The sequence below is a fragment of the Vibrio sp. Vb1729 genome (assembly GCF_033338655.1).
GTDB classification, from domain to species: Bacteria; Pseudomonadota; Gammaproteobacteria; order Enterobacterales; family Vibrionaceae; genus Vibrio; species Vibrio alginolyticus.
In genome coordinates, this window is the sequence record NZ_JAWOTB010000048.1 from 215,500 (window position 1) to 240,569 (window position 25,070).

General features: G+C 45.0%; 23 protein-coding genes and 1 pseudogene. 14 read left to right on the top strand and 10 right to left on the bottom strand.

Annotation, left to right across the window (positions count from 1 at the left end):
* The first annotated feature begins 5 nt into the window (after positions 1-5).
* From R7E29_RS20320 to R7E29_RS20360, 9 genes are all read left to right on the top strand, one after another.
* Positions 6-839, top strand: coding sequence for a putative capsular polysaccharide synthesis family protein (locus R7E29_RS20320; RefSeq protein WP_005375258.1), 834 nt, complete (start codon positions 6-8; stop codon positions 837-839).
* Positions 836-1,867 (top strand): glycosyltransferase family 4 protein, encoded by a 1,032-nt coding sequence (locus tag R7E29_RS20325; RefSeq protein WP_054577068.1) that lies wholly within the window; start codon positions 836-838, stop codon positions 1,865-1,867. The genes R7E29_RS20320 and R7E29_RS20325 overlap by 4 nt, the downstream gene beginning before the upstream one ends.
* A gap of 8 nt (positions 1,868-1,875) precedes the next feature.
* On the top strand, positions 1,876-3,183 hold the full coding sequence (locus R7E29_RS20330) for an oligosaccharide flippase family protein (RefSeq protein WP_054577067.1): 1,308 nt from the start codon (positions 1,876-1,878) through the stop codon (positions 3,181-3,183).
* 2 nt (positions 3,184-3,185) lie between these two features.
* The gene (locus tag R7E29_RS20335) at positions 3,186-3,581 is read left to right on the top strand and encodes a VanZ family protein (RefSeq protein ID WP_033906760.1); all 396 of its coding nucleotides are present in this window, start codon (positions 3,186-3,188) and stop codon (positions 3,579-3,581) included.
* Between the two features lie 67 nt (positions 3,582-3,648).
* Positions 3,649-3,969, top strand: coding sequence for a N(4)-acetylcytidine aminohydrolase (gene yqfB, locus R7E29_RS20340; protein ID WP_005385855.1), 321 nt, complete (start codon positions 3,649-3,651; stop codon positions 3,967-3,969).
* Between the two features lie 50 nt (positions 3,970-4,019).
* Positions 4,020-4,613, top strand: a complete 594-nt coding sequence (locus R7E29_RS20345; RefSeq protein WP_054577066.1) for a TetR/AcrR family transcriptional regulator — start codon at positions 4,020-4,022, stop codon at positions 4,611-4,613.
* A 157-nt stretch (positions 4,614-4,770) separates the two neighbouring features.
* Positions 4,771-5,805, top strand: a complete 1,035-nt coding sequence (locus R7E29_RS20350; protein ID WP_054577065.1) for an NADP-dependent oxidoreductase — start codon at positions 4,771-4,773, stop codon at positions 5,803-5,805.
* A gap of 14 nt (positions 5,806-5,819) precedes the next feature.
* Complete coding sequence (locus R7E29_RS20355; RefSeq protein WP_005375238.1) at positions 5,820-6,437, top strand: glutathione S-transferase family protein; 618 nt, start codon at positions 5,820-5,822, stop codon at positions 6,435-6,437.
* Between the two features lie 290 nt (positions 6,438-6,727).
* The gene (locus R7E29_RS20360) at positions 6,728-8,167 is read left to right on the top strand and encodes a catalase (protein WP_033906756.1); all 1,440 of its coding nucleotides are present in this window, start codon (positions 6,728-6,730) and stop codon (positions 8,165-8,167) included.
* A gap of 195 nt (positions 8,168-8,362) precedes the next feature.
* Here R7E29_RS20360 and R7E29_RS20365 read toward each other — a convergent pair whose 3' ends face one another.
* From R7E29_RS20365 to norV, 4 genes are all read right to left on the bottom strand, one after another.
* Positions 8,363-9,241 carry an NAD(P)-dependent oxidoreductase gene (locus tag R7E29_RS20365; RefSeq protein ID WP_005375233.1) on the bottom strand — a complete coding sequence of 293 codons (879 nt, stop codon included), beginning with the start codon at positions 9,239-9,241 and terminating at the stop codon, positions 8,363-8,365.
* Positions 9,242-9,425: 184 nt separating this feature from the next.
* Positions 9,426-9,764 carry a DUF1971 domain-containing protein gene (locus R7E29_RS20370; protein WP_005375231.1) on the bottom strand — a complete coding sequence of 113 codons (339 nt, stop codon included), beginning with the start codon at positions 9,762-9,764 and terminating at the stop codon, positions 9,426-9,428.
* Between the two features lie 42 nt (positions 9,765-9,806).
* Positions 9,807-10,955 (bottom strand): NADH:flavorubredoxin reductase NorW, encoded by a 1,149-nt coding sequence (gene norW / locus R7E29_RS20375; protein ID WP_054577063.1) that lies wholly within the window; start codon positions 10,953-10,955, stop codon positions 9,807-9,809.
* 10 nt (positions 10,956-10,965) lie between these two features.
* Complete coding sequence (gene norV / locus R7E29_RS20380; RefSeq protein ID WP_054577062.1) at positions 10,966-12,468, bottom strand: anaerobic nitric oxide reductase flavorubredoxin; 1,503 nt, start codon at positions 12,466-12,468, stop codon at positions 10,966-10,968.
* 190 nt (positions 12,469-12,658) lie between these two features.
* Between norV and norR the strand changes: the two genes are divergently transcribed.
* The 4 genes from norR to azu all read left to right on the top strand — a co-directional run bounded on the left by norR (position 12,659) and on the right by azu (position 16,815).
* A complete protein-coding gene (gene norR / locus R7E29_RS20385; protein ID WP_005375220.1) occupies positions 12,659-14,191 on the top strand; it encodes a nitric oxide reductase transcriptional regulator NorR in 1,533 nt (510 codons plus the stop codon).
* Between the two features lie 397 nt (positions 14,192-14,588).
* On the top strand, positions 14,589-15,107 hold the full coding sequence (locus R7E29_RS20390) for a hypothetical protein (RefSeq protein WP_053307894.1): 519 nt from the start codon (positions 14,589-14,591) through the stop codon (positions 15,105-15,107).
* Between the two features lie 269 nt (positions 15,108-15,376).
* Positions 15,377-16,027, top strand: coding sequence for an HAD family hydrolase (locus tag R7E29_RS20395; RefSeq protein WP_005385872.1), 651 nt, complete (start codon positions 15,377-15,379; stop codon positions 16,025-16,027).
* A gap of 335 nt (positions 16,028-16,362) precedes the next feature.
* Positions 16,363-16,815 carry an azurin gene (gene azu, locus R7E29_RS20400; RefSeq protein ID WP_005375211.1) on the top strand — a complete coding sequence of 151 codons (453 nt, stop codon included), beginning with the start codon at positions 16,363-16,365 and terminating at the stop codon, positions 16,813-16,815.
* Between the two features lie 226 nt (positions 16,816-17,041).
* Here azu and R7E29_RS20405 read toward each other — a convergent pair whose 3' ends face one another.
* From R7E29_RS20405 to R7E29_RS20430, 6 genes and pseudogenes are all read right to left on the bottom strand, one after another.
* A complete protein-coding gene (locus R7E29_RS20405) occupies positions 17,042-17,392 on the bottom strand; it encodes an ethanolamine utilization protein EutQ (protein WP_017635301.1) in 351 nt (116 codons plus the stop codon).
* Positions 17,389-18,705, bottom strand: a complete 1,317-nt coding sequence (locus R7E29_RS20410) for an NAD(P)/FAD-dependent oxidoreductase (protein ID WP_005385877.1) — start codon at positions 18,703-18,705, stop codon at positions 17,389-17,391. The genes R7E29_RS20405 and R7E29_RS20410 overlap by 4 nt, the downstream gene beginning before the upstream one ends.
* Before the next feature lie 12 nt (positions 18,706-18,717).
* Positions 18,718-20,001, bottom strand: coding sequence for an NAD(P)/FAD-dependent oxidoreductase (locus R7E29_RS20415; protein ID WP_230856647.1), 1,284 nt, complete (start codon positions 19,999-20,001; stop codon positions 18,718-18,720).
* Positions 19,990-20,151 (bottom strand): annotated as a pseudogene (locus R7E29_RS20420) (rubredoxin); the annotation flags it as partial. The gene R7E29_RS20415 and the pseudogene R7E29_RS20420, both read right to left, overlap by 12 nt.
* A 142-nt stretch (positions 20,152-20,293) precedes the next feature.
* Positions 20,294-21,730, bottom strand: coding sequence for an aldehyde dehydrogenase family protein (locus R7E29_RS20425; protein WP_054577060.1), 1,437 nt, complete (start codon positions 21,728-21,730; stop codon positions 20,294-20,296).
* Between the two features lies 1 nt (position 21,731).
* Positions 21,732-22,919 carry an aromatic ring-hydroxylating oxygenase subunit alpha gene (locus tag R7E29_RS20430; RefSeq protein ID WP_054577059.1) on the bottom strand — a complete coding sequence of 396 codons (1,188 nt, stop codon included), beginning with the start codon at positions 22,917-22,919 and terminating at the stop codon, positions 21,732-21,734.
* 319 nt (positions 22,920-23,238) lie between these two features.
* Between R7E29_RS20430 and R7E29_RS20435 the strand changes: the two genes are divergently transcribed.
* Complete coding sequence (locus R7E29_RS20435) at positions 23,239-24,975, top strand: BCCT family transporter (RefSeq protein WP_138939664.1); 1,737 nt, start codon at positions 23,239-23,241, stop codon at positions 24,973-24,975.
* Positions 24,976-25,070 lie beyond the last annotated feature (95 nt).

Consider the following 25,070-nt stretch of genomic DNA (forward strand, 5'->3'; position numbering starts at 1 on the left):
GATAGATGAAGTATTCAATCTCTCGACAATTTGAAAAGAACCGAGAACTCCAAGCTGATAATTTTGTTTTAGTTTACCAAATGGGCAAAGTTGGCTCCTCATCAATTGAGCACACGCTAGGGGAGAAAAATATCCCGAGCTATCACATCCACACCTTTGATGATCACGAAGAATTTCACATGTATCACAATAAAAAAGACGTGAGTAAATTCTTCGACTTCCGAAACCGCGCACTCTATCGCTTAGTGCTCAAGCAGCGAAAACGTATCTTACAAAAACGCGAGCAGATTAAAATCGTTACGCTGGTCCGCGATCCAATCGCAACTGTCTTTTCTCGCTTCTTTCAAGATCTCCATTTGCAATTTATCGAAGGCAAAAAGAACGATGCAATTCACCGAGATATGGAAGTCACGTATCAGCACCTCGAGCATTGTTTTGATAACTATATCAATCTCAACTATTTTGCGGACTGGTTCGACAACGAGTTAAAGCGTAATTTCAATATCGATGTGATGCGCCAAGAGCTGGACAACACTCAACCTTTCTTCACATTCCAGAACGATCAGGCCAACGTCATGCTAATCAAATGCGAACAGCTCAGTTCTCTTGATAAAGAAATCGGTGAGTTTCTTGAGTTGCAAGACTTCGTGCTGAAAAACAGCAACGAAGCGAAAAACAAGTGGTACTCCAATATCCACCAACACTTTAAGAATCACTACGACTTCTCAAAACTGTTCTATATGTACGATCTTCCCTTGTATCGCCACGTTTATTCAGAGCAAGAGCGTGATGCTTTTAAACACAAATGGATGCAAACACCAGGGACAAAATCATCATGAAGAAAGTGCTCCATGTTACAGAAGCATTTGGAGGTGGCGTTCAAACTGCTCTCTATAGTTATGTTCACTCATCCAGAGACGAGCCTTATCAGCATTTCTTGCTAGCCAGAGCCCGAGAAAACGACTTGACCAATGAGAACAACCATCATATTTTCACACAGACCAAATGGGTGGAAGGCGGTTTACTTCAATTTGTTCGCGATGCAAACCACATGATTGCATCACTTGCGCCTGACGTTGTGCATTTGCACTCGAGTAAAGCGGGATTTCTCGGGCGATTTCTAAAACTTGGCAAGGCGCGCTTGGTTTACACTCCGCACTGTTATGCTTTCGAACGTGAAGATATCTCCGAATTCGCGCGCCAGCTCTATAGAGCGCTAGAGAAAGTAAAACTAAGCAAAATTGATGTGGTGGCAGGCTGTAGCCAACGAGAATGTGACTTGGCGATTAGCATTGGCGTGAAACGTGCCGAACTGCTCAACAACTACGTGTCTTATCAAAGTGAAGATCGTATAGAGCGAAACAAGCAAGAAACGCTGAAGCTCGTTGTACTTGGTCGTGTCACGCCCCAAAAAGATCCTCAGTTTCTTATCAGCACATTGCAGTTCCTTAATCGGTATGCGCTTAACCGCCCGATAGAGATCACATGGATAGGTGGCGGTGACCACGTACTCGAACAGAAATTACGCACTGAAAATGTGGATGTAACGGGCATGCTGCCTCGCGATGAGGTAGTTGAAAAGCTCAAGGGTTCAGACCTTTATCTACATACTGCAGCATGGGAAGGGATGCCGTTAACCATTCTAGAAGCATCCAAGTTACATCTTCCTATGGTTATTCGGACCATCGGCGCAACCAAAGATCTCAACTACCCGTTTTTAGCGCTCACACCTGAAGAAATGGCCAAGCAGATCGCGCATTGTGTCAATCATTATGAAGAGATCGATTTTCGCCAATATACAGCAGAATTAAACGATGCCTTCAGTGAAGAAAAACAGCGCCTCGCACTCAATAAACTTTACGGTTAAATGCCCCTATGTTTCACACTGTTCAACAAAAATTACTGTTGATGCCCAGCGGTACAAAAAGCTTGTTATCTACTGGATTAAAAACCGCAATCACGCGTGTGTTGAGTGCGCTATTTGCTTTTTTACTGACTCTGATTGTATCGAAGACCAGTGACGCTTCGACGGCCGGTCAATTTTTCTTTTTATTCAACCTAGTCTCGCTACTCGCTATCGTTTCTCAGCTAGGTTTTGATGTCTCGTTAGTTCGTTACAATGCGATCGCTTTTAATAACAAAGAGAAGCTTGAACAAAGCCAAAACTATAAAACCGCACTGTATCGAAGTATGGCATTTTGCTTGCTCGCCATAGGCGTTTTGTTGGCAGGGTTTAATCTGTTTCCAGAACAGCTAAACCAGACTCAATCACCAATGTATGCGATTACTTTATGCTTGCTTTGTATACCTTTCTTGGTGCTTGCGCAAACCAACAGTCGGGTGCTTCAAGCATGTAGAAAAGTCGTATCATCTCTGTTTGCGTTGCAGCTTGGGGTAAGCATGTTGATGGTCATTTTTGTCTTTGCCCTAGACTATATCGGTCAGCAAAATATCAACAATCTAATGACCGCACTGCTTTTAGCGAGCATAGGCGTCGCGGTCATATCTAGTGCCAATTGGCTTGGCTCAGATCAATATCAAACATCGGCTTTCGTACCAAACAAAAAAATGGCCGCTTCTGCCAAGCAAGTCTGGGTTGGCAGTATCTTCACGAATGTTCTTCAATGGGGAAGCCTTGTTATTGCGGGCTTTTTTATCTCAACAGCGGAAATCGGTTTGTTAGCCGCAGCCCAACGCACATCACTACTGATTGGCTTTGTGCTGATTACCATTAACTTTGTGGTCGCCCCGATGTTTGCCTCTCTCTACAAAGAGCGTCAAATGCGCAAACTGCAGAACCTGAGCCGCTTGGCGTGCCGAGCCAATGTTGGTTTAGCGATTGTACCCGTAATTATTTGCACCCTCTTCCCCGAGTTTGTAATGCAGTTTTTTGGTGAGGAGTTTCTCGCCGCGGCACCACTATTAGTCGTCCTTTCTCTGGGGCAGTTAGTCAATGTTGCGACTGGTTCAGTAGGTTTTTTATTATTAATGAGTGGTCATGAGAGAACCATGAAATACATTACAATTTCCTCCGGTACGGTGTCCATCTGCCTACTTGTTACGCTTTGTCAAATGTTTGGTGTGATTGGTGCAGCGTGGGCAATGGCAATTGGCATGGCTATCCAGAATTTAGCTGCACTGTACTTTGTAAAACGTTACTTAGGCTTCTTTCCAATAGGTTAATTATGGCTTTAATACTGGCACGCACGAGTTTTGTTTTAGTCCTGATGCTAACCGCTTCACTCTCTTTGTGGAAAAGCTCTGACCTACACCATACTGCTTACCTGCAAATGGAAACCTACTTAGGCGGATCAAGTACGCTTCACTTTACTTTCAGTTTATTGATCGGCTTTTTATCGGTCTTCACGTTCCCTTCTCTGGTGAGCTCGAATAAAACCGACGTTTTTGGGATTCGTCTTTTGCTACTGCTGTTAGCTATCGTTTCAATGGAAGAAATAAGCCAACTTTTTATTCCAAATCGATCATTTAGTTTTGATGATCTCAGCACCAACTGGATAGGCGTTATCTCAGGTTACTTTAGTGCCAAGTTAATTCGCTTCATCCGCGCTCGATCGTTCTAGTAATACAGGAATCTCTGGGGGATTTGGGTATATAATTACGCCAAACAACCAGACTAACGAGTACATCATGCCATCTCATCCAACCAAGATTACTTTTTTTGAATTCTTAACCCCGTTGATCACGTCAGGCAAAAAGACGATAACGATTCGAGATGAATCAGAAAGCCATTACGTTCCCAATACAGAAGTCGAAGTTTTTACCTTAGAAACGGATCGTAAAGTCTGCGATATCAAGATACGTTCTGTAGAACCACTTCACTTTGAAGATATTAATGAGTTTCATGCAGAACAAGAAGCCATCGAACTACCAAAACTCAAGCAGTTAATTCGAGAAATCTACCCAAATACCGACACGCTCTTTGTTATTGAGTATGAGCTGATTAAATAACCCACAACAAATACTAGACGACTGGTCTAATCCATCCTATAGTACACTTCATGAACGCAAAGACGAATGACACACGCCAACATATTCTCGACGTCGGATACGAGTTGATCGTAAACCGAGGGTTCACGAGTGTTGGTCTTTCAGAGCTATTAAAAAAGGCCGCAGTGCCAAAAGGTTCGTTTTATCATTACTTCAAATCCAAAGAACAATTTGGTGAAGCGATGATTCAAGACTACTTTACTAAGTATTTTGAGCGTTTAAACGCACGCTTTACCAATACTGAACTGAGTGGCTACCAACGCCTAATGAGCTATTTCGAAGAAATGATCAAAGTAGAAGACGACGTGTGTAATGCGAACAAATGTTTATTGGTTAAGTTAAGTGCAGAAGTCTCCGATCTCTCTGAGTCAATGCGCTTGGCATTACGCCAAGGAGCAGACAAAACCATTCAAGCGATAGCGGATTGCATTGACATCGGCATTCAAGATGGCTCAATCCCCAATGGTGACAGTGCGTTATTAGCAAGGCAGATATACTACCTTTGGAATGGCGCTAGCTTGCTGAACAAACTTTATCAAGATCAGGCAGCATTGACGCAAAGTCTGACCTATACTCAACACTTACTGCAGAATACGCGCACTTGACCATAACGGGCGGCGTGGAAGCAGAATGAACACCCTACACACGTTTCACTGTCAGAAAAAGCGTCAGTGTTAACACAGTAAACCTTCCCGCTTTAAATAAGCGGGATATTTTGAAATAAATACTAGACGACCGGTCTAATCAACAAGTGAGATAGATATGACTAACGCAACAAATCGCAGAATCGTACTCGCGTCACGTCCCCATGGTGCACCGACACAAGAAAACTTTCGTTTAGAAGAGGTAACGAAACCGACTCCGAAAGAGGGTGAAATGCTATTGAGAACGGTTTATTTATCTCTAGATCCATACATGCGTGGTCGCATGAGTGATGCCGAATCATACGCTGACCCTGTTGCAATTGATGACGTAATGGTCGGTGGTACAGTTTGTCAGGTAGAAACATCAAACCACCCAGATTACGAAGCGGGTGAATGGGTTCTTGCCTACACCGTTGGCTGGCAAGACTACGCTATCTCAACTGGTGAGATGGTCATTAAACTTGGTAAAGAACCGCAAAATCCTTCTTACGCGCTAGGCGTTGCAGGTATGCCAGGATTTACCGCGTACATGGGTTTACTCGACATTGGTCAGCCAAAACCAGGGGAAACCATCGTGGTAGCAGCTGCTACGGGGCCTGTAGGCGCAACAGTTGGTCAAATTGGTAAAATCAAAGGTTGCCGAGTTGTTGGTATAGCAGGCGGAGAAGAAAAATGCCGTTACGCTAAAGAGGTGCTTGGTTTCGATGAGTGTATTGATCACAAAGCTGAAGACTTTGCAGAACAACTGAAAAATGCCTGTGACAAAGGTATCGATGTTTACTTCGAAAACGTAGGTGGCAAAGTATTCGAGGCTGTATTGCCACTTCTGAATACAAATGCGCGTATCCCACTTTGTGGTTTGATTTCTCAGTACAACGCGACAGAGCTGCCTGAAGGTACCGACCATCTTCCATTACTAATGGGTAAGCTCCTGACCAAACGAATCAAGGTGCAGGGCTTCATCATTTTTGATGATTACGGACATCGTTACGGTGAATTTGCGCAAGATATTAATCAATGGTTGGCAGAAGGAAAGATCCAATACCGCGAACATCTAGTACAAGGACTGGATAATGCGCCAGAAGCATTCATCGGTCTGTTGGAAGGTAAGAATTTCGGCAAACTTGTAGTACAGATTAACGACCCATTATAAAAAGGGATATGTAAATGATTAAACTTCACCACCTCAATCAGTCTCGTTCAAAGCGCATCATTTGGTTACTTGAAGAGCTAGATGTAAATTACGAAATTGTACCCTATGTCCGTGATTCCGTGACCTTCATGGCACCGCCAGAACTAAAAAGTGTTCACCCATTAGGAAAGTCACCTGTTCTTGAAGATAACGGCGAGATTATCATTGAGTCAGGTGCAATGACCGAATATTTGATTGAGAAATACAGTGACGGAGCCTTTGCTCCTGAGCGCGGTACAAAAGCACACACAGAATATTTGCAATGGATGCACTTTGCAGAAAGCTCCGCAATTTTACCTATGCTGCTAAAAATCTTCGTAAGCAAAGAGCCAAATGAAACTCAGTTTTTATCAGGCTATGCCGACAAGGAAGCAATGAATGTACTAGGCTACTTCGAGCAATCCTTAGAAGGCAAAACTTACCTAGTAGAAGAGCGTCTGACTGGCGCAGACATCATGATGTCTTTCATTGTCGAATTGGTTCAAAAGTTTGGTTTAGTTAATCACTTCCCTAATATTGAACGTTATGGGAAACAGCTCGCGACACACCCTGCATTTGCAAAAGCTGAACAACTTGAAGTGAAGTACTCTTAATTACTTCCCCCCTTTCGCCCCTTTGATGACACGTAAAACTTCATTTAAGGGGCGATATTACTAGCATCGCAGACACGCTAACTGGATAGCGCTCCCCCCAGTCAATCGCATTCGAGAACGTCGATTGTTATGTCAATCAAGCTAATGTAGTAAATTTCTGATTCTAATATAGTTTCGACCATAGTCACCATCTATTGAATTGATAAGCAATATCAGTTTTCTCCCCCAGCTTTTCCGTAATAACCTCCTCTACAGTTTCTAAGGTATTGAGCCCTGGAGGGGGAAGAAAAATGACAAACAAGAAATTGACTACAGCAGCAGGTTGCCCTGTCGCACATAACCAAAACGTTATGACTGCAGGTCCTCGTGGCCCTCAACTATTACAAGACGTTTGGTTCCTTGAAAAATTGGCACACTTTGACCGCGAAGTGATCCCTGAGCGTCGTATGCACGCAAAAGGTTCTGGTGCTTACGGTACGTTCACAGTAACGCACGACATCACAAAGTACACGCGCGCTAAGATCTTCTCTGACATCGGCAAAAAAACAGAACTATTCGCTCGCTTCACTACTGTAGCTGGTGAGCGCGGTGCAGCAGACGCAGAACGCGACATCCGTGGTTTCGCACTAAAATTCTACACTGAAGAAGGTAACTGGGACTTGGTTGGTAACAACACACCAGTATTCTTCCTACGTGACCCACTAAAATTCCCAGACCTAAACCACGCAGTAAAACGCGACCCTCGCACTAACATGCGTAGCTCTACCAACAACTGGGATTTCTGGACATCACTACCAGAAGCATTCCACCAAGTGACTATCGTAATGAGTGACCGTGGTATCCCAGCTTCTTACCGTCATATGCATGGTTTTGGTAGCCACACATTCAGCTTCATCAACGCAGAAAACGAACGTTACTGGGTGAAATTCCACTTCAAAACTCAACAAGGCATCAAGAACCTGACTGACCAAGAAGCAGAAGCCATCGTAGGTAAAGACCGCGAAAGCCATCACCGTGACCTTTACGAAGCGATTGAGCGTCAAGACTTCCCTAAATGGAAGATGTACGTACAGATCATGCCTGAGCTAGAAGCGGATGAAGTCAACTTCAACCCATTCGACCTAACACGTGTATGGTCTCAAAAAGACTACCCACTGATCCCAGTTGGTGAGTTTGAACTGAACCGTAACCCAGAAAACTTCTACGCAGAAGTTGAGCAATCAGCGTTCAACCCAGCTGCAGTAGTACCTGGTATCGGCTTCTCTCCAGATAAGATGCTACAAGGTCGTCTGTTCGCTTACGGCGATGCTCAGCGTTACCGTCTAGGTGTGAACCACCATCAAATCCCAGTGAACGCACCTCGTTGCCCTGTTCACAGCTACCACCGCGATGGCGCAATGCGCGTTGATGGCAACTTTGGTTCAACACTAGGTTACGAGCCAAACTACAAACAAGAATGGGCAGAGCAACCAGATTACTCTGAGCCACCTCTACGCATCAACGGCAACGCTGATCACTACGATCACCGTGTAGACGAAGACTACTTCAGCCAAGCGGGTGACCTATTCCGTCTGATGAGCGAAGAGCAACGTCAAACTCTGCTCGATAACACAGCTCGCGCAATGGACGGTGTACCCGAGTTCATCCAACAGCGCCACGTTCAACACGCATACCAAGCGGACGAAGCGTACGGCAAAGGTCTTGAAATTGCACTAGGCTTAAACAAGTAAGCGAACGCTGTAATCATTACACTGTGTGATTTAAAGACGAAAAAAAGGAGGTGCTCTACAGCACCTCCTGATTTCAAATCACTAATCCTTAATCACAAGTCATAAACCATGCTCAAGGAGGTTCATTATGATTAACTTAGATTTCTTTAAGCTCTTTAATACCAAAGAACTGTTTATCTATTACTGATTCATCAACTACTGATTTTTAGCGACCGCTTTGATCAGTACTGATGTATCCATGCGACCTAAACCATCACGTTGAAGGTCTGCGTATTGCTCATCCACTTTCTTAGTCAGTGGAAGTTCTAGACCCACTCGCTCAGCTTCTTGCAGACAGAAACCTAAGTCTTTGCGCATCCAATCAATAGCGAAGCCAAAATCGAACTTGTCTTCAGCCATTGTATTTGCGCGGTTTTCCATCTGCCAAGAACCTGCAGCGCCATGCTTAAGCGTTTCTACAACTTGAGCGATGTCCAAGCCTGATTTTTGTGCCAGCAACAAAGCTTCACTCAGACCTTGTAAAACGCCTCCAATACAGATTTGGTTTACCATCTTACAGCGTTGACCCTGACCGTTTTCACCCAGTAGCGTCATCTGCTTCGCGTACACATCCATCGCCGGAGACACACGGTCAAAAATGCTTTGTTCACCACCACACATGATGGTTAGAACACCATTTTCTGCGCCCGCTTGACCACCAGAAACTGGCGCATCAATGAAGTGATTACCATACTTAGCACACGCTTCAGCCAGCTCAACCGCTAGGTCTGCAGAAGTCGTCGTGTGATCGACTAACACTGCATCTGCTTTCAAACCGACCAGAATGCCTTCTTCACCGTAAACAACGCTACGAACGTCATCATCATTACCCACACAGGTAAAAACGATGTCACAGCCTTCTGCCGCTTCACGTGGTGTTTCACAAGCTACGCCTTGGTATTCTTCAGCCCATTTGTCGGCTTTCGCTTTTGTGCGGTTGTATACTTTGGTTTCAAAGCCCGCTTTACTTAGGTAACCAGCCATTGGGTATCCCATCACACCCAGACCAATAAATGCTACTCGTTGTTTTTCCATTGCACGCTTCCCTTAGTTCACCTGACTGAAATGTTTCGTAACATGCTACTAAAGAATTGAAATCATTACTCGTGATTTCTCTTTCCTCGGTCTCGATGATCCTGCATTGCAGTCCGTTTATTGCGCCTTCTACACCCCTTTACTTGACGATTAGCGTAACAGTCAAAGCACTTACAAAGGTTCACTACTGCTTAGCGTGGAACATCGCTTGCCCACTCTTGTCCTTGTTCGACCAGAAATTGATGTTGAACTGAGCATCATCGCTCATCTCAATGCGGTGCCAGTACTGCGGTGGACTTGTAGCAAACTGGCCTGCATTAATCACCACCACTACTTCTGCTTCTGTGGCATTTTCATCAGCAAAGCCGTAGTAAGTCACTTGCCCTTCCATGACGCACAGCTGCCCAAACACACCCTCAGCGGTATTGTGATGAGTCAGTAGCGCTGGTGGCACATTGTCTTTAGTGAAGAAAGGCGTTGAACGTTGAACAGTCCAGTCTTTAGGAATTCGTAGATGCGACATAATAATACCCTCTCTAATTACAATTCTTTTCGTTTAAATCGGTTAAGCCTGACCGGCTTGAGACAACTCTCGAAGCAATGGAAATGCTTGCGTAACTTGTTCTCCCGTCACGACGAAGCCCATGAGTCGGCTATTTTCATCTTCTGCTTTCGCGGCAATGCCTGTTTGAGAAATCTGCACGCTCCAGTTCGTCACCGAACTAAAATCGCCTGCCAATTGAATTGGGTAGCTCGGCGTTTTGACCTTTACCATCATGGGCGGTAGTTTCAACTCTGCTTCTTGCCCCAGTAGTTGTTTGCCCAAAGCATTGGCACTTAGCACGATCGGTTGGAGGTACGGCATCATTCGACCTTGGATCTCAGCACAATCGCCTAATGCGAACACATTGGCTGCTGATGTCTGTAATCGAGCATCCACCTCGATGCCTTTATTGACACTCAACCCACAAGCCTTCGCTAACCAAGTGTTAGCACGTAAACCCGCAGCTGAAATCACTACATCGGCTTCGATTTCCTTACCTTTGCTCAAGCTTGCCACCAGCGAATCATCCGAGTGATTGATCGCGACAACTCCAGTCTCTAAGGCAAGTTGAATACCTTGCTGCTTAAGTTGATTCTCCAGCGGCAATGCAACAAATTCAGGAATCAAGTTAGCGAGCAAACGGGGATTTGGCTCAACCACCGTAACGGCTTTACCACTGGTTGCGAGATCCATGGCGATCTCGACGCCGATCAAACCACCACCCATTACTAGAATTCGTTCCGCGCGGCTAATTTGCTCTTCCGCTAATTGATATTCTTGTAGCGAGTTCAGCGTTATCACCTCAGGTGCTGCACCACCAGATATTGGCGGCACAAAGGCTTTCGCGCCTGTCGCAAACACCAGTTTGGAATAAGGATAGGTTTGGCCGTTGGCGACCACTTGCTGAGCTTGCACGTCGACATGCTCAATCATGGTATGGGCGAACAGTTCGATGTTGTGTTCCTGTGCAAACGCCTCACCACTTTTAACTACCAAATCTTGGGCAGTTTGCTTGTTACTGAATACATGACTCAAATCGGGCTTGTTGTATTCCGCGCCATCATCAGCAGTAAACACTTGCAGCGGAATATGTGCGTCCATTCGACGCACTGTTTTCACCAATTGGTAAGCCGCAAAGCCGCTACCAATAATCACAATAGATGCTTGCATATTCTCCCCCTTACCCGTTGTATTCGACAAAGACGTCTTTACCCAAGTGGCATTCTGGGCACAAGAAGTAATCTGGCACTTCAGACCATGCCATGCCCGGTTCAACGCCTTGATTAGGCTCGCCTTTAGTTGGGTCGTATACCCAATTACAAACGGTGCAAACCATGCATTGACAACCTGCAGGATGCGCCTCAGTACTAGGGTTGCTAGAAGCAGCATCTACTGCCGCTTGTGTTGCTACTTGTGCAGCGGGTTGTGATTGAACTTGTGGTGCAGACGCAGCAATCGCCAGCGAAGTAACAGGACTTGTCAGGTCATGCTTTGCCCACAATTTCGCGATGTTTTGACCATGTTCGCGACATTCACGCATCGCTTTACCATCTGGTCGCCATTTGGTTTTCAAACTCACCGCGGTTTCAAAGCCTGCGTCAGTCAATCGAGCATGGATACGATCCACCGCACCACCGTTCCAACCGTAGCTACCGAACGCAGCGGCTTTCTTCGCCTTAAAGCGCAGACCGGTAATTTCTTCTAGCATGCCTGCGATCTTCGGCATCATGACGTTATTCATGGTAGAAGAACCAACCAAGATGCCTTTTGAGCGGAATACGTTGGCGAGAATTTCATTCTTATCATGCTTAGAGAGATTAAAGACTTTGACCGCCACACCAGGATCGACATCGTGAATGCCTTGCGCGATTGCATCGGCCATCATTCGAGTGTTGTTTGACATTGAATCGTAGAAAATCGTAATGCGATCTTCTTGATAATTGTCTGCCCACGCCAAGTATTGCTCGATGATTTGAACCGGATTATCGCGCCATACAATACCGTGTGACGTTGCGATCATGTCGACAGGCAAATTGAAACTCAGCACTTCTTTGATTTTTGCGGTTACCAAGCTGCTGAATGGCGTTAGGATGTTTGAGTAGTAACGCAAACACTGTTCCATCAACTCATTTTGATCCACTTCATCATTGAATAAGCGTTCATCGCAGTAGTGCTGACCAAATGCGTCATTGCTGAATAATACTGCATCGCCAGTTAGGTAAGTCATCATGCTGTCTGGCCAATGCAGCATCGGCGCTTCCACGAACACCAATTGCTTACCGTTGCCAATATCAATGCTGTCGCCTGTTTTTACGGTTTTGAAGTTCCACTCAGGATGGTGGTGATGACCAACGATGGAATCAATCGCCGCTTCTGTACAGTAAATTGGCGTGTTCGGAATCTTCTCCATTAATGCCGACAATGCGCCTGAGTGATCTTCCTCTGCATGGTTTACCACGATAAAGTCGATAGACTTAAGATCGATTTCCATTTCTAAATTTTGGATGAATTGTTGACTGAATCGATGATCGACCGTATCAATCAATACGGTTTTCTCTTCACGAATTAGATAACTGTTGTAGCTGGTACCTTTTGTCATTTTGTATTCTGTACCGTGGAAATCTTGGACTTCCCAATCGCGTTGACCTACCCAGTGGATGTTGTTTTTTACGTGAATTGTCATAATTACTACCTTGAATGACGGGATAAACAAAAATAATTTCTTCTTGTATTGCACTGGGCGTGCCAACTTTTAATTATCTTATATTTCAACCACTTAATTAAATATCAACTTTAACAACTGTCATTTAGACACAGTTGAAAATTGTCATTAAGACACTACAATAGTCATATTGACACAATCGGTATTGGCTATGACTTCTTTAATCGCGCAATGGCTACACATCACGCAAGACCTTAACTCGGCCCTCACTCAACAGGCTCGCTTCGATACGTTGTTAACCACGATTCGAGAGGTATTGAAGTGTGACTCTTCTGCCCTTCTTTTGTATGAAGACCAACACTTTAAACCTTTAGCGATCAATGGATTGGCGAAAGAAGTGCTTGGACGCCGTTTCTCCATTGAGCAGCACCCAAGATTAGAAGCCATTGCCCGAGCAGGCGATATCGTGCGCTTTCCCTCTGACAGCGACTTACCTGATCCATACGATGGCTTGATTCCAAACCACGATGACAAACTGCATGTCCATTCCTGCATTGGTTTACCTCTGCTGATCGACGATCAACTGATTGGTGCCATTACGATTGACGCCTTCGACCCCAATCAATTTGATGGGCTACGCAACCAAGAGTTACGTTTTGTCAGCGCGTTGGCAGCAGGTGGCCTACACACTGCACTCCTGTTAGAGCAATTAGAAACACAAGCGAGCCTGCCACGTGACTCTTACGCCGAGAAGCGCACCTTAAGTAATGAAATCATTGGCAACTCTCAGGGTATGAAGAATCTTCAAGAGCAGATTGATGCCGTCGCCGATACGGAATTGTCTGTGCTGGTGATGGGAGAAACGGGCGTAGGTAAAGAGTTGGTTGCCAGCGCTATTCACCATCGCTCTAGCCGCTCTAGCAATACTTTGGTTTACCTCAACTGTGCGGCGCTGCCAGAATCAGTCGCGGAAAGCGAGTTGTTCGGCCATATCAAAGGCGCATTTACAGGCGCAATCAGCAATCGCAAGGGTAAGTTCGAACAAGCCGATGGCGGCACACTGTTTTTAGATGAAGTCGGCGAACTGTCGTTAGAGCTGCAAGCCAAGTTACTTCGAGCCCTACAATACGGCGACATTCAACGTGTGGGTGATGACCGCCATATTCGAGTCAATACACGCATTGTCGCCGCCACCAACCGTATATTGCATGAAGAAGTGACTGCTGGTCGCTTCCGAGCCGACTTATATCACCGTCTAAGCGTCTTCCCGCTTCATGTTCCACCTCTTCGTGAACGTGAAGACGATGTGGTGTTACTCGCAGGCTTTTTTGCCGAACGTTTAAGAAGCAAATTGGGATTGAACAGCATTCGTTTGTCCCCCACTTTGGTGCAGGCACTCAAAGACTATTCATGGCCAGGCAACGTGCGAGAGCTTGAACATGTCATTAAACGTGCTGGTGTTTTGGCAAAAGCGCGTACCCACGCCATGGACATTGAGTTAGTTGAGCAAGATTTTGACATCCGAACGCCGAATCAGAACATCAAGAACGTTGAAGAAACGGAACAAAAATCTCGGCTTGAGCTACCAGAAGGCGGATTAAAGCCTGCCACAGACGCCTTCCAAAAAGCGATGATTGTTCGAGTTCTGGAAGAGAACCAAGGTAACTGGGCAGCAACGGCACGTCAGCTTGAATTAGATAACGGCAATTTGCACCGATTAGCAAAACGGCTAGGGATAAAATAGACACTAACGAATATCACCTAATATGGCATATTCATCGCCAAATAAAGAGCCGATGCCCAACCGCTCACTCAGCCCACTATAAGTAGTGAGCTGAGTGCTCAGATAGAATAGCCACCTAAGTTTGACGGTATTTTCTTCTAAATTTTATTGTCTTGAACCACCTCACAGATTTAATAACCCTTAACAATAAACACAATAATAGTTAAGGTATTTTTATGAGCCAGATCTAATAAAATTAAATATATAGTATTTATTTTAAGAATCTAAACTTTCAAAGTTCATCATAATAAATACAACCTCTATGTATACACTTTACCTTCAAAAAACATCAAAATATAATCCCTTCGATAAAAACACTTAAATGAATTTAACTGTATAAAAGTGAGGAGAATAAAATATGGGATATGGGGCGACAGTATATTCATTAGATACTGAAAAGGTTTTTAACGTACTAAAGAATGAGCGTAATCCAGAGCTAGAAAAAGCCATCATGGAAAGGTGTCAAGACTCCTTTAAAGTGATTAATGAAATGCTGGAAAGTAGTGGCGAAAGCATCCGAGCTGAAGAGCTTCTTATGCAGATGCTGTCTGAAGAGATAAAATACAGTCACTTGGGTTACGCCTATGCTTACTTGCTTGAAGCTATATGTAAGATCACTGGTTATTACTTATCCAATAACTCTTGGTATCCTTGCGATGTAAACGATTTCTGCGATATTCCATTCACTAATACCGATTATCCCATAAAATTCCCACTCCCTGACGATTTCCCTGTTGTTTTTATGATAAAAAATCAAGATATTCACCAAGATAACGTTGACTTCGGAGGCTTATCAGAGCAACAAATATCTGAAGTCAAGAGCTGGTACACTCATGCAGTCGTAAACAATCGTGACTTGGTATTATTTTATTATTAATTTTAACTATTAATAAATTATCCAATAGTTAAAATAACAATAGAATATTAATAAAACTCTAGCTTATATTAAGATAGAGTTTTATCTATTTAACTGAAATTTTTATAATTTTAAAAATATTATATTTCACACCTAATTTATAGACTCTGTGTATAGTGTGTTCAGAGGCAATGTGAACTCATAGGATCAAAATCAAGTTCTAATTTTTAGAAGAAAAAACGATCTGCTTGTGTCAAAATGCGCCATCCCAACCAAAAAGTCTTAATGTAATGAACTACCAAGCTGCTATTTTTGATATGGATGGTTTGCTCCTTGATACTGAGCGCGTCTGTATGCATATTTTCCAAGAAGCATGTGAAGCCCAGAACCTACCCTTCTATAAAGATGTTTACCTTTCAATCATTGGTCGCAATGCAGCGGGCATTGAAGTGATTTTTCGTAAAGCTTATGGGGATGATCTTGACCGCTTACACCAAGAGTGGCGCGACCGTTACGACGCTGTGGTTAAGCACCAAGCGATACCGGTAAAAGAAGGGGTGATTGAGCTGCTTGAGTGGTTGAAAGGCCAAGGGTTGCCAATTGCAGTCGCCACTTCTACAGCAAAAGAAGTGGCACAGAAGAAGTTGGAGTTAGCGGGCCTAAGCAAGTATTTCGACAACTTAACGACAGGCTGTGAAGTGTCACACGGCAAACCTGATCCAGAGATCTACCTGCTTGCAGCAAGTCGTCTAAGCGTAGATCCAACCAAATGTCTCGCTTTTGAAGATTCAAATAATGGCGTACGTGCTGCGGTAGCAGCGAACATGATCACTTATCAAATTCCTGATTTGGTTGAGCCTTGTGACGAAATAAAGCAATTAGGCCATACTGTCGCACCTTCACTGCATGATGTGTTGCACACGTTAAAGCAAACTCGCTAGGCCTACTTGTCGTCTGTTCTCTAGAAGCTCAGCAATTTAGCTGAGCTTCTTTCTTGAAACCTCTCCAATACCGTAAAACCAAACAATTCTGCCACCCGTTTAGAGAGATTATTTTCACCTTAACTCTGGCTAATCACGACTTTTGATTTAACTCACGCAATCGCATGAAATAAGGCATTTGAGTGATCAAATAGCGGAACTGACCAGTACAAGCTTGCAACAAAACGTCAATATACCGATTGAAGCACGTTTTTGGAGTGAAAATTGGCTGATAATGAGAACTATTGGATAAGATCAATCCAAGTCAGCCTAAAATACAAAATGGAGAGTGTTATATGTCTTTACGTTTATTAGCAACAACCTTCGCATTAGTAGGAATGAGCTTTGGTGCCCAAGCCAGTGCCGAGTGTGAAGTGTCATTAGATGCTAACGATATGATGCAGTTTTCTACTAAAACATTGAGCGTACCAGCCACTTGTAAAGAGGTAAAACTAACGCTGAATCACACAGGTAAGATGCCAGCGCAATCGATGGGTCACAACGTGGTCATCTCTGACACAGCCAACCTACAAGCAGTCGGTACTGATGGCATGGCAGCTGGAGCAGAAAATAACTACGTAAAACCAAATGATGATCGCGTCTACGCTCACACAAAAGTAATTGGTGGCGGTGAAAGCACCAGCATTACGTTCAGTACTGAGAAAATGAAAGCCGGCGGTGACTATTCATTCTTCTGTTCGTTCCCGGGTCACTGGGCAATCATGCAGGGTAAATTTGAGCTAAAATAAAAGCTTTAGCCAAGCCAAAAGAAGACTCATTATAGGGAAGCCAAGGCTTCCCTTTTTGATAGATAAAATAGCAATTGAGAAAGGTCTAACACGTCTGGAAACGTGACCAAGAAACATAGCAAGTATGAAACCCTTGCTCCATTGAGATTAAGTTCTTTTGCGAAAAGTTATGGTTAAAAATCAGATTTTTATTTTGCCTTTCCGAAACACAACTAAATGATAAAAGTCATTCAATACCATGTAACTCTTTCCAGTTTCCTGGATGAACCACATAGCCGAACAGAGCATGCCCACCATAAACCAATTCAGTCCCTTCCGGTATCCACAGCATCTGACCTGGGTGCACAAAATGTGTTTCACCATTTGCGGTCAGCTCGAAACAGCCTTCAATCACGAAAATAACCTCATCATAAAGCACTGTCCAAGCCACTTTAGCGCCTTCCCATTTAGCAAAGCCTACGCCTATGTTTGGTGAAATTTCTGGGCTTAACGCCCTGGCAACATACGCCATTCCTGGCGTATCACCACGAACATTGAAATCTAGACTTTTACTATCAACAAGTTTGACTGGCTTCATAATTCACTCCGGCTTTGCCATTTTGCTAATTGGATACGCGTTTTTACTCCCAAACCTAAAAAAGGCTCTGGCGGATTCAAACAAGGCATTCCTGTCACTTGCTGTATGTCATCCAATGATTTAGATGTCGCACCAACGACATAGTCAGCTAACAGTGTTCCAGAAATGGTTCCCCACGCAGCACCAACACCATTGTCACAAGCGCTGGCATAAACACCTTCATCTAATTGACCGAAAAAGTTAGTAAAGTTACGAGAGATTGCATACACCCCACCCCATGTGTGAGTAAATGGTACGTCGGCCAGCTCGGGATAACGCGCCAGAAAGACCTGACGATGATCGTCGCGAATTTGTTCTCTGACTTTATCGTTCATGCTTGAGCCATATTTCGGCACGTGTTTGTAAGTATTGCGGATCAAAATACGTCGATCGGCGGTCATACGTAACGTCGTTCCCGCATGATCAGCTGGAGTTAACCCCCAATTCAGCTCACCTCCGTATCGTTGCATTTCTGCGTCGGTTAATGGACGCGTCCAGCTTGCAAACGTCATCACTGGAAGTAGTCTGTTTTTAAGATAACCAAACTCCCGAGTAAAAATGCTGGTCCCAAGCAGCAGTTCAGGGGTTTCAACAGAGCCACTATCTCCATGTAGTACCCAGCAACCGTTTTCTTTACTGAGCTTGCGGATTGGCGAGTTCTCTAACACCTCGACGTTCTCTGGAAGGCTTTCCCCTAGCCCACGCACCAAAGCAGCAGGTTGCATTAAATAACCACCTGGCGTGTAAATTGCGCGGCTGTAGTAGTTGGTTCCCAAGACTTTCGCCAGCTCACTGCCATTAACATGGAAGTATGGTTCGCCAAGGTCTTTCATTAGGTGCTCAAAGTGATCGAGATACGCTTCACCGCGCGCCCCTACGGCTCCTTGATATTTGCCCTTTGCTGACCACTGACAAGAAATACTGTGCTTCGACACTAAAGTGTTTAGCTGAGCAATCGCAGAACGGTTGAGCGACAATAACTTTTGTTTGTGCTCAGGGTCGGGATGCTCAAGTGAAAACTTATGAGGCAAATCGATAACAAAGCCCGAATTTCTTCCTGAAGCCCCTTGGCCGATACGTTGCGCATCAATCAGTATAATTCGTGCATTAGGCATAAGTTCAGCTAAACGTCTTGCCATAGCTAGGCCTGCGAAACCGGCACCTAACACGGCATAGTCAGCACTTTGTTTACCTTTTAACGCCGATTTTTCTGGAATACTTGGCAACGCATGGTACCAACCACACGTCACGTCATCATTGGGTAAATGAATCATCTTTTTTCTCCGCTACGCTACTGACAGTTTCAATGACAATTGATCTAGCCAAGGGCCGCGTAATGACTGTACTTTTCTTCCTAGCAACGCAAAACCGAGCATTGCTCCTTCTGGTGAATAAAACGCAGCGGTCAATTCATCTGCTTGGGTCTCGATGTACCATTGTCCCTGTTCTTCAGCGGCTACCGGGAAAATCGTGAGTGGAAGAATCGGCGTTTTTACAATCACTGGAGTTGGTGTTAACGAGATAGGGGCGACATCGCCTAGCAAGCTTTTCGCTACAGAAGGGATCATTTGATTAATCGGTGCAATATAGGGCTGCCAACCTTGCTCAGTTTCAACACAGTCACCTAGCGAGTAAATATTCTCATCACTCGTCTGGCCGAATTGATTCACTTTAATGCCCCGGCCAACTTCAAGCCCCGCGCGCTCAGCCAGAGAAACATTTGGCTTGAGTCCAACCGCGCTCAGCACTAGATCTGCTTCAATCTGCTTGCCACTGTTTAGATGTAAAACCGCACTAGATTCCGACCTTGGTTCGATTCTGGTGATACTGTCTTGTAGAGCCCATTGCACGCCTCGATCGGCAAGTGCGCTTTGTAATGATTCACCCAACTGTTGCGGGATCAAACGCTCCATTGGCCATTGACCCAACCCGATAACTGTTACTTCATAACCGCTTTCGATCAGATCATTTGCGAACTCACAGCCAATTAAGCCATCACCTAGGATCGCGATGCGCTTTTTGTCTTGCAGCTCCGCTCTGAAACGGCGGTAATCAACTAAGTCGTTCACACTCATAACCCAAGAGCGATCGCCCTCAATAGGGATTTCAATCGGTGATGCACCTGTTGCCAGTACCAAGCGGCTGTAGGCGTATTTACCGATGGAGGTATGTAACGTTGAATTGGCACGATCGATCTGTTCAACACGGGTATGCGGGTAAACTCGGATATTGAGACGGCTTTCCCACTCCAACGCGCTCTCACTTTGTAGCGCGTCGCCGTCTTTATTCATGACCAGTGCATTAGACAATGCTGGTTTGCTGTACAAAGCGCCATCATCAGCGGTAAAGACAGTGATCGGAACCTTCTCAGATTGCGCTCTAAGTGCCGCCGCCAACTGGTAACCACTGTGGCCACTACCGATGATAACGATAGGGTCATTTGAGAATACAGGTTGAGTAACTTCAGATGGAAGAGGCTGAGCAGTATTTGGCTGAACAGACGCTTCTACCGACACCGAAGACACCGCTGCAACCTCTTCTAGTGGCGCGTCGTCGGTAATTTCGATCATTTCAAAATCGGCCTTACCCACTAAACAGTCAGGACATAACCAGTCATCCGGTACATCTTCCCATGCTGTTCCTGGTGCAATGCCATCGGATGGCCAACCTTGTGCTTCATCATAGATTAAGCCGCAAATAATACAGAGCCACTTTCTCATCACTTATACTCCAACTACCTTGTTCAGAATTTCCGTGTTTACAAACCGCTGTCAGATTTGTTGTGATTCCATCAACCTCGCCCTAGCTTGTGGTCTGAAATCCAAGCCGGTACGAGGTGATGAAAATACAGTTACACGGTAGCTATACGTTGCTGTCTTGCTGCAAACGAATGGCAATATTGCGTGTCTGGACGTAGCTATAAATCGCTTCTTGTCCTTTTTCTCGCCCAAACCCGGACAAGCCCACGCCACCAAATGGTGTTTCGATGCCACCAGCAAACCATTCATTGATGAACACTTGTCCACCACGCAGTTGCTGTGCCACACGCAATGTTTGGTTTAGGCTTTCACCAAAGACACCAGCGACCAGGCCAAAATCGGTGCCATTCGCGATTTCAACGGCCTCTTGCTCGGTTTCAAACGGTGTAATTACCAGTACAGGACCAAACACTTCTTCTTGAGCAATACGCATATCTGGTGAGGCTTCAATCACCGTCGGTGCCACAAAGTAACCCGACAAATCAGGGGCGTATCCACCCGTTAGGATGTTCGCGCCGTCGGCTTTTGCTTGTTCTATCATTTCAAGCACGCGCGCTTGTTGATCAGCCGATACCAACGGTGTTATATCCGGCTGGCTTTCACCTTGACCAATGGTTAGGTCTTGCGCCATTTTCACTACCGCCGCTTTTACTTCTTCATAACGCTCTTTTTGAATTAGCAAACGAGACATTGCCGAACAAACTTGACCAGCGTTAAAGAAAATACCGACTTGAACGCTTTGTAAAAGCGTTTCGAGACTCACATCTTTCAATGCGATAGCGGCCGATTTACCACCCAGCTCCATCACAGATGGTGTGGCGCGTTGCGCTGAATCTTTCAGTATGCGTTGGCCGGTCGGCACAGAACCTGTAAAGACAATTTGATCAACGTCTTGATGCTGCACCAAGTGGCTGCCAACTACGGAGCCTTTGCCACATAGCAAGTTAATCGCGCCTTTTGGGAAACCCGCTTTTTCAATCGCTTTAATCAACAACGTCATAGCGAGTGGGGAAATCTCTGGCGATTTGATCACCACTGCGTTACCAGCAGCTAATGCAGGTGCTAATGAGCGTGCACAAATAGAAACTGGGAAATTCCACGGCACAATCTGCACTGACACACCAAACGGCACATATTGGGTGAAATCGACATAATCTTTACCCAACGGAATTGACGTGCCTTCTAGCTTGTCGGCCATGCCAGCGTAGTATTCGAAGTAACGTGCCGATTCTAAAAACTCATCTTTGGCATCTTGCAAAGATTTCCCATTTTCACGGCAGGCAACTAACCCACCTTCATCAGCCATTTCACGAATAGCCGCGGCGGCTTTTAACATCCACTCGGTTCTGACGGCTGGACGAACGTCCGAAAGAACGCCTTGATTGACTACTCGACGTGCCGCTGCCATTGCGCGATCTGCATCGGTGATAGTGGCTTCTGCAACCGTCGCATACGCTTCGGCTGTGCCAGGGTTCATGACGGTCAGCGCTTGCTCTGAATCGCACCACTCACCATCAATATAATTAAGGTAATGCATCATATTACTGCTCCAGTGCCGCTTTCACTTGCTTTGCCAACCAGGTTTGAAAGAAATGCGTCGGAACATCCATTTCTGGTGAGAACACACCACCACCAAAGCCAGGTGAGTAACGACCTTCCTGCATGCCCTCGACCGCTCCAATATCTTCGCCGAATACGACTCGCCATGACTCAACGGTAGCAGTACGGCACGCAGCGAACTCATCTTTCGTTGCTTCATCACCCACATAGAAAACACGTAGGTGCTCAACACTCTTATTCGCAGTGATTGGTTCAATCATCATCGCAAAGGCATGATCGGCTTGAATACCAAGCAACACGTTTGGAAAGAGTGCAACATATTCTGCATGACGCAGTTTATCTTCTGGCCAGTTTGGAAATTTAGGTAAGTGTGTTCCTGCAGTATCAGAGAGGTTGTATGCGAGACTACCTTGGCCAGCAAAACGCTCTGCAAACATGATGTTGTAGTGATCCTCTAGGCGAGAATAACTGTTCAAACTCGGATGCACCCAAGGTAAGTGGTAAGCTTCACAGTAGTTTTCTACGGCAAGCTTCCAGTTACTTTTCACTTCTATCTCTAGGTTGCCACCCATGTTCACGCGGCGAAGAAGCCCTAATCCTTCTTCACCTAAGAATTGCTGCCAACGTTGCTCTAGCGGCGCGATATGCTCTTCAAAGCTTTCTGCATTGCCCGATAAGTTGACGAACACCATGTCCATCCAAACGGCTGAACGAAGTGGCTTAAGGCCATGTTTTTCACACTTAAATCGGTCATCTTTGTGTTTTGCGATACCACCAATGTGTGGTGTGCCTTTTAGATTGCCGTCAAGATCGTACGTCCATGAATGGTAAGGACAGCGAATCATGCCTTGAACTTCGCCTGCCTCATGAACCAGCTTCATACCTCGGTGGCTACACACGTTGTGGAAGACTTGGACTTCACCTTGACGATTTCTCATCATGAGTAGTGGAAGATTCATGAAATCAAGTGGCATTACATAACCATTTTTAAGCAGGTCTGATGCAAAACCAATACATACCCAAGTGTTACCAAACACCTGATCACGCTCAAAAGTAAAATACTCTTCGCTGGTGTAGGCCTGATTCGGCATTCCTGTTGCTTCACTGATTGGGTTCAGTACATTATCAACAAGTTCAACAGGAATAATGGTTTGGTTGACATTGCTCATATTCTTATCTCCGAGAGTCGAGTTGCATCCAGTGCGTACAACATCGTGTTGTGTTAGTGGAGATAATTGTGATTAACAACCCGGCAACAAACAAACGACTTTTTCGCCGGGCTTGGATGAGTTTTTGTCATTCATGCATTGATCTCGAACAAAAAAATAACCTTTTAATTAACAATGATCTTCTTGTCATGATTAATACTCATTAACCGATGAGTATTAATCAGTTGAAACACAAAAGCCCTCTCTCTACTCTCTTTCAAAAATTAACAATAACGCAACAAACAATAACGTTAAAACAAACGCACTGTGAGGGATGCCTATGAGAGCAACATCTGGGATATTGAAAGGACTCAATCCGACTGTGACAATCGCATCAAAGATCGTCGTTATCGGTTTTGTACTTTTCTGCGCCATTCTCGCCAATCAAGCGGGCCAATACTTCGAAACGATTTCTGGCATTTTGCTACAGAATATGAAGTGGTTTTACATCGGACTTGTTTCACTCGTTGTCGGTTTTCTTCTTTACCTTATGGTTAGTCGATATGGGCATATTCGTTTGAGTAAAGATGACGAAAAACCAGAGTTTAGTTATTTGTCTTGGGTATCCATGCTTTTTTCCGGAGGTATGGGGATAGGCTTAATTTTCTGGTCGGTCGCCGAACCGATGTGGCATTACGCTGACAACCCATTTACTCAAGGCCTGACCAATGAAGCCGCAACAACATCAATGAAACTGACATTCTTTCACTGGGGTCTACATCCTTGGTCTGTCTTTATCATTGTTGCACTCGCATTAGCTTACTTTTCCTACCGTAAAGATCTGCCTTTTACCCTACGCTCTATCTTGTACCCTTTGATTGGTGATCGTATTTATGGGCCTATCGGGCACACGGTTGATATCCTAACAGTCGCGGTGACAGCTTTCGGTATCTCTCAAACCTTGGGGATGGGAGTTATCCAAATAAACTCTGGTTTGAATCAAGCCTTTGGTCTAGACATTAGTTTGGGGATTCAACTCTTTATTATCGTTTCCCTTTGTACTTGTGCGGTTGCGTCGGTGCTATCTGGTGTAGGAAAAGGTATTCGCCGTTTATCAGAATGGAACATGCTGCTTTCACTCGCACTCGTGCTAGTCGTACTTTACATTGGTCCAACTCGCTATATCTTAAATACGCTACTCGAAAGTACGGGGCTTTATGCACAAAACATTGTCGGTATGAGCTTATGGAGCGATGCACAGAATGACTCTGGCTGGCAAAACTGGTGGACGGCTTATTACTGGCCTTGGTGGATGACTTGGGCACCTTTCGTTGGCATGTTTGTGGCTCGTATCTCTAAAGGACGCACAATACGTGAACTTATCGGCGGTGCTCTCATCGTACCCACGCTGATCACGTTCTTATGGATTTCAGTATTTGGTGGTGCAGCGTTGAAGGTAGAGCAAGACGCTCGTGTTGCTCATCAAGAGCAAGTCACTGCGGCACAAGAAGCCAAACAAACACCACCTGCGGATTTTTCTGGCGGCCCGATTCTTGAAGCGACTAAAGCCGATACGACACGCGCTTTGTTTACGCTATTCGACAATCTAGATACAGGTATGTTTGGTAAACTACTTAGCGTACTTGCGTGTCTATTGCTCGGTACTTATTTCATTACCTCCGCAGACTCGGGTACCTTGGTTCTATGTACCCTCGATGCCGCTGGGCACAGTGAGCCTCCTACCTCTATACGCGTATTGTGGGGGATCATGATCGCAGCCATTGCGGGAGTACTTCTATACGCAGGAGGGTTAAAAGCAATGCAAACGGCCTCCATTATTGCCGGTTTCCCTATCGCCATTTTTATCGCGGTGATGAGCTTAACGCTGTTTCATAGTATTCGACGCGAACCTAAGCCATGGGCAATGCTGCCTGAGCATGTTCACCCAGAGCAAGAGAAACTTGATGGTCCTGTTGAACCGCTTGTTGAAAGCAAAACAGTGGCTTCCGAGCCTATCGCTTCAAGATCCTCACAAAAAAGTGATTCCACACTCAATCAGGGACCAGTACTAAGTTAGTGCGTCGTTTCATCAATCTGACCCGTCCTGATATGGGTTGACACTTTTTAACTAAAACGCTCGATGTACTTCATCGGGCGTTTTGTATTTTAAAG

Bases quoted from the DNA above. Each gene is read 5' to 3' on its own strand.
- R7E29_RS20415 (WP_230856647.1), bottom strand. From the start codon at position 20,001: ATGATCGAAATTACCGACGACGCGCCACTAGAAGAGGTTGCAGCGGTG.
- R7E29_RS20435 (WP_138939664.1), top strand. From the start codon at position 23,239: ATGAGAGCAACATCTGGGATATTGAAAGGACTCAATCCGACTGTGACA.
- R7E29_RS20335 (WP_033906760.1), top strand. From the start codon at position 3,186: ATGGCTTTAATACTGGCACGCACGAGTTTTGTTTTAGTCCTGATGCTA.
- R7E29_RS20355 (WP_005375238.1), top strand. From the start codon at position 5,820: ATGATTAAACTTCACCACCTCAATCAGTCTCGTTCAAAGCGCATCATT.
- R7E29_RS20325 (WP_054577068.1), top strand. From the start codon at position 836: ATGAAGAAAGTGCTCCATGTTACAGAAGCATTTGGAGGTGGCGTTCAA.
- norW (WP_054577063.1), bottom strand. From the start codon at position 10,955: ATGCAAGCATCTATTGTGATTATTGGTAGCGGCTTTGCGGCTTACCAA.
- R7E29_RS20425 (WP_054577060.1), bottom strand. From the start codon at position 21,730: ATGATGCATTACCTTAATTATATTGATGGTGAGTGGTGCGATTCAGAG.
- R7E29_RS20345 (WP_054577066.1), top strand. From the start codon at position 4,020: ATGAACGCAAAGACGAATGACACACGCCAACATATTCTCGACGTCGGA.
- azu (WP_005375211.1), top strand. From the start codon at position 16,363: ATGTCTTTACGTTTATTAGCAACAACCTTCGCATTAGTAGGAATGAGC.
- R7E29_RS20320 (WP_005375258.1), top strand. From the start codon at position 6: ATGAAGTATTCAATCTCTCGACAATTTGAAAAGAACCGAGAACTCCAA.
- norV (WP_054577062.1), bottom strand. From the start codon at position 12,468: ATGACAATTCACGTAAAAAACAACATCCACTGGGTAGGTCAACGCGAT.
- R7E29_RS20365 (WP_005375233.1), bottom strand. From the start codon at position 9,241: ATGGAAAAACAACGAGTAGCATTTATTGGTCTGGGTGTGATGGGATAC.
- yqfB (WP_005385855.1), top strand. From the start codon at position 3,649: ATGCCATCTCATCCAACCAAGATTACTTTTTTTGAATTCTTAACCCCG.
- R7E29_RS20395 (WP_005385872.1), top strand. From the start codon at position 15,377: ATGAACTACCAAGCTGCTATTTTTGATATGGATGGTTTGCTCCTTGAT.
- norR (WP_005375220.1), top strand. From the start codon at position 12,659: ATGACTTCTTTAATCGCGCAATGGCTACACATCACGCAAGACCTTAAC.
- R7E29_RS20350 (WP_054577065.1), top strand. From the start codon at position 4,771: ATGACTAACGCAACAAATCGCAGAATCGTACTCGCGTCACGTCCCCAT.
- R7E29_RS20330 (WP_054577067.1), top strand. From the start codon at position 1,876: ATGTTTCACACTGTTCAACAAAAATTACTGTTGATGCCCAGCGGTACA.
- R7E29_RS20390 (WP_053307894.1), top strand. From the start codon at position 14,589: ATGGGATATGGGGCGACAGTATATTCATTAGATACTGAAAAGGTTTTT.
- R7E29_RS20405 (WP_017635301.1), bottom strand. From the start codon at position 17,392: ATGAAGCCAGTCAAACTTGTTGATAGTAAAAGTCTAGATTTCAATGTT.
- R7E29_RS20430 (WP_054577059.1), bottom strand. From the start codon at position 22,919: ATGAGCAATGTCAACCAAACCATTATTCCTGTTGAACTTGTTGATAAT.
- R7E29_RS20360 (WP_033906756.1), top strand. From the start codon at position 6,728: ATGACAAACAAGAAATTGACTACAGCAGCAGGTTGCCCTGTCGCACAT.
- R7E29_RS20370 (WP_005375231.1), bottom strand. From the start codon at position 9,764: ATGTCGCATCTACGAATTCCTAAAGACTGGACTGTTCAACGTTCAACG.
- R7E29_RS20410 (WP_005385877.1), bottom strand. From the start codon at position 18,705: ATGATTCATTTACCCAATGATGACGTGACGTGTGGTTGGTACCATGCG.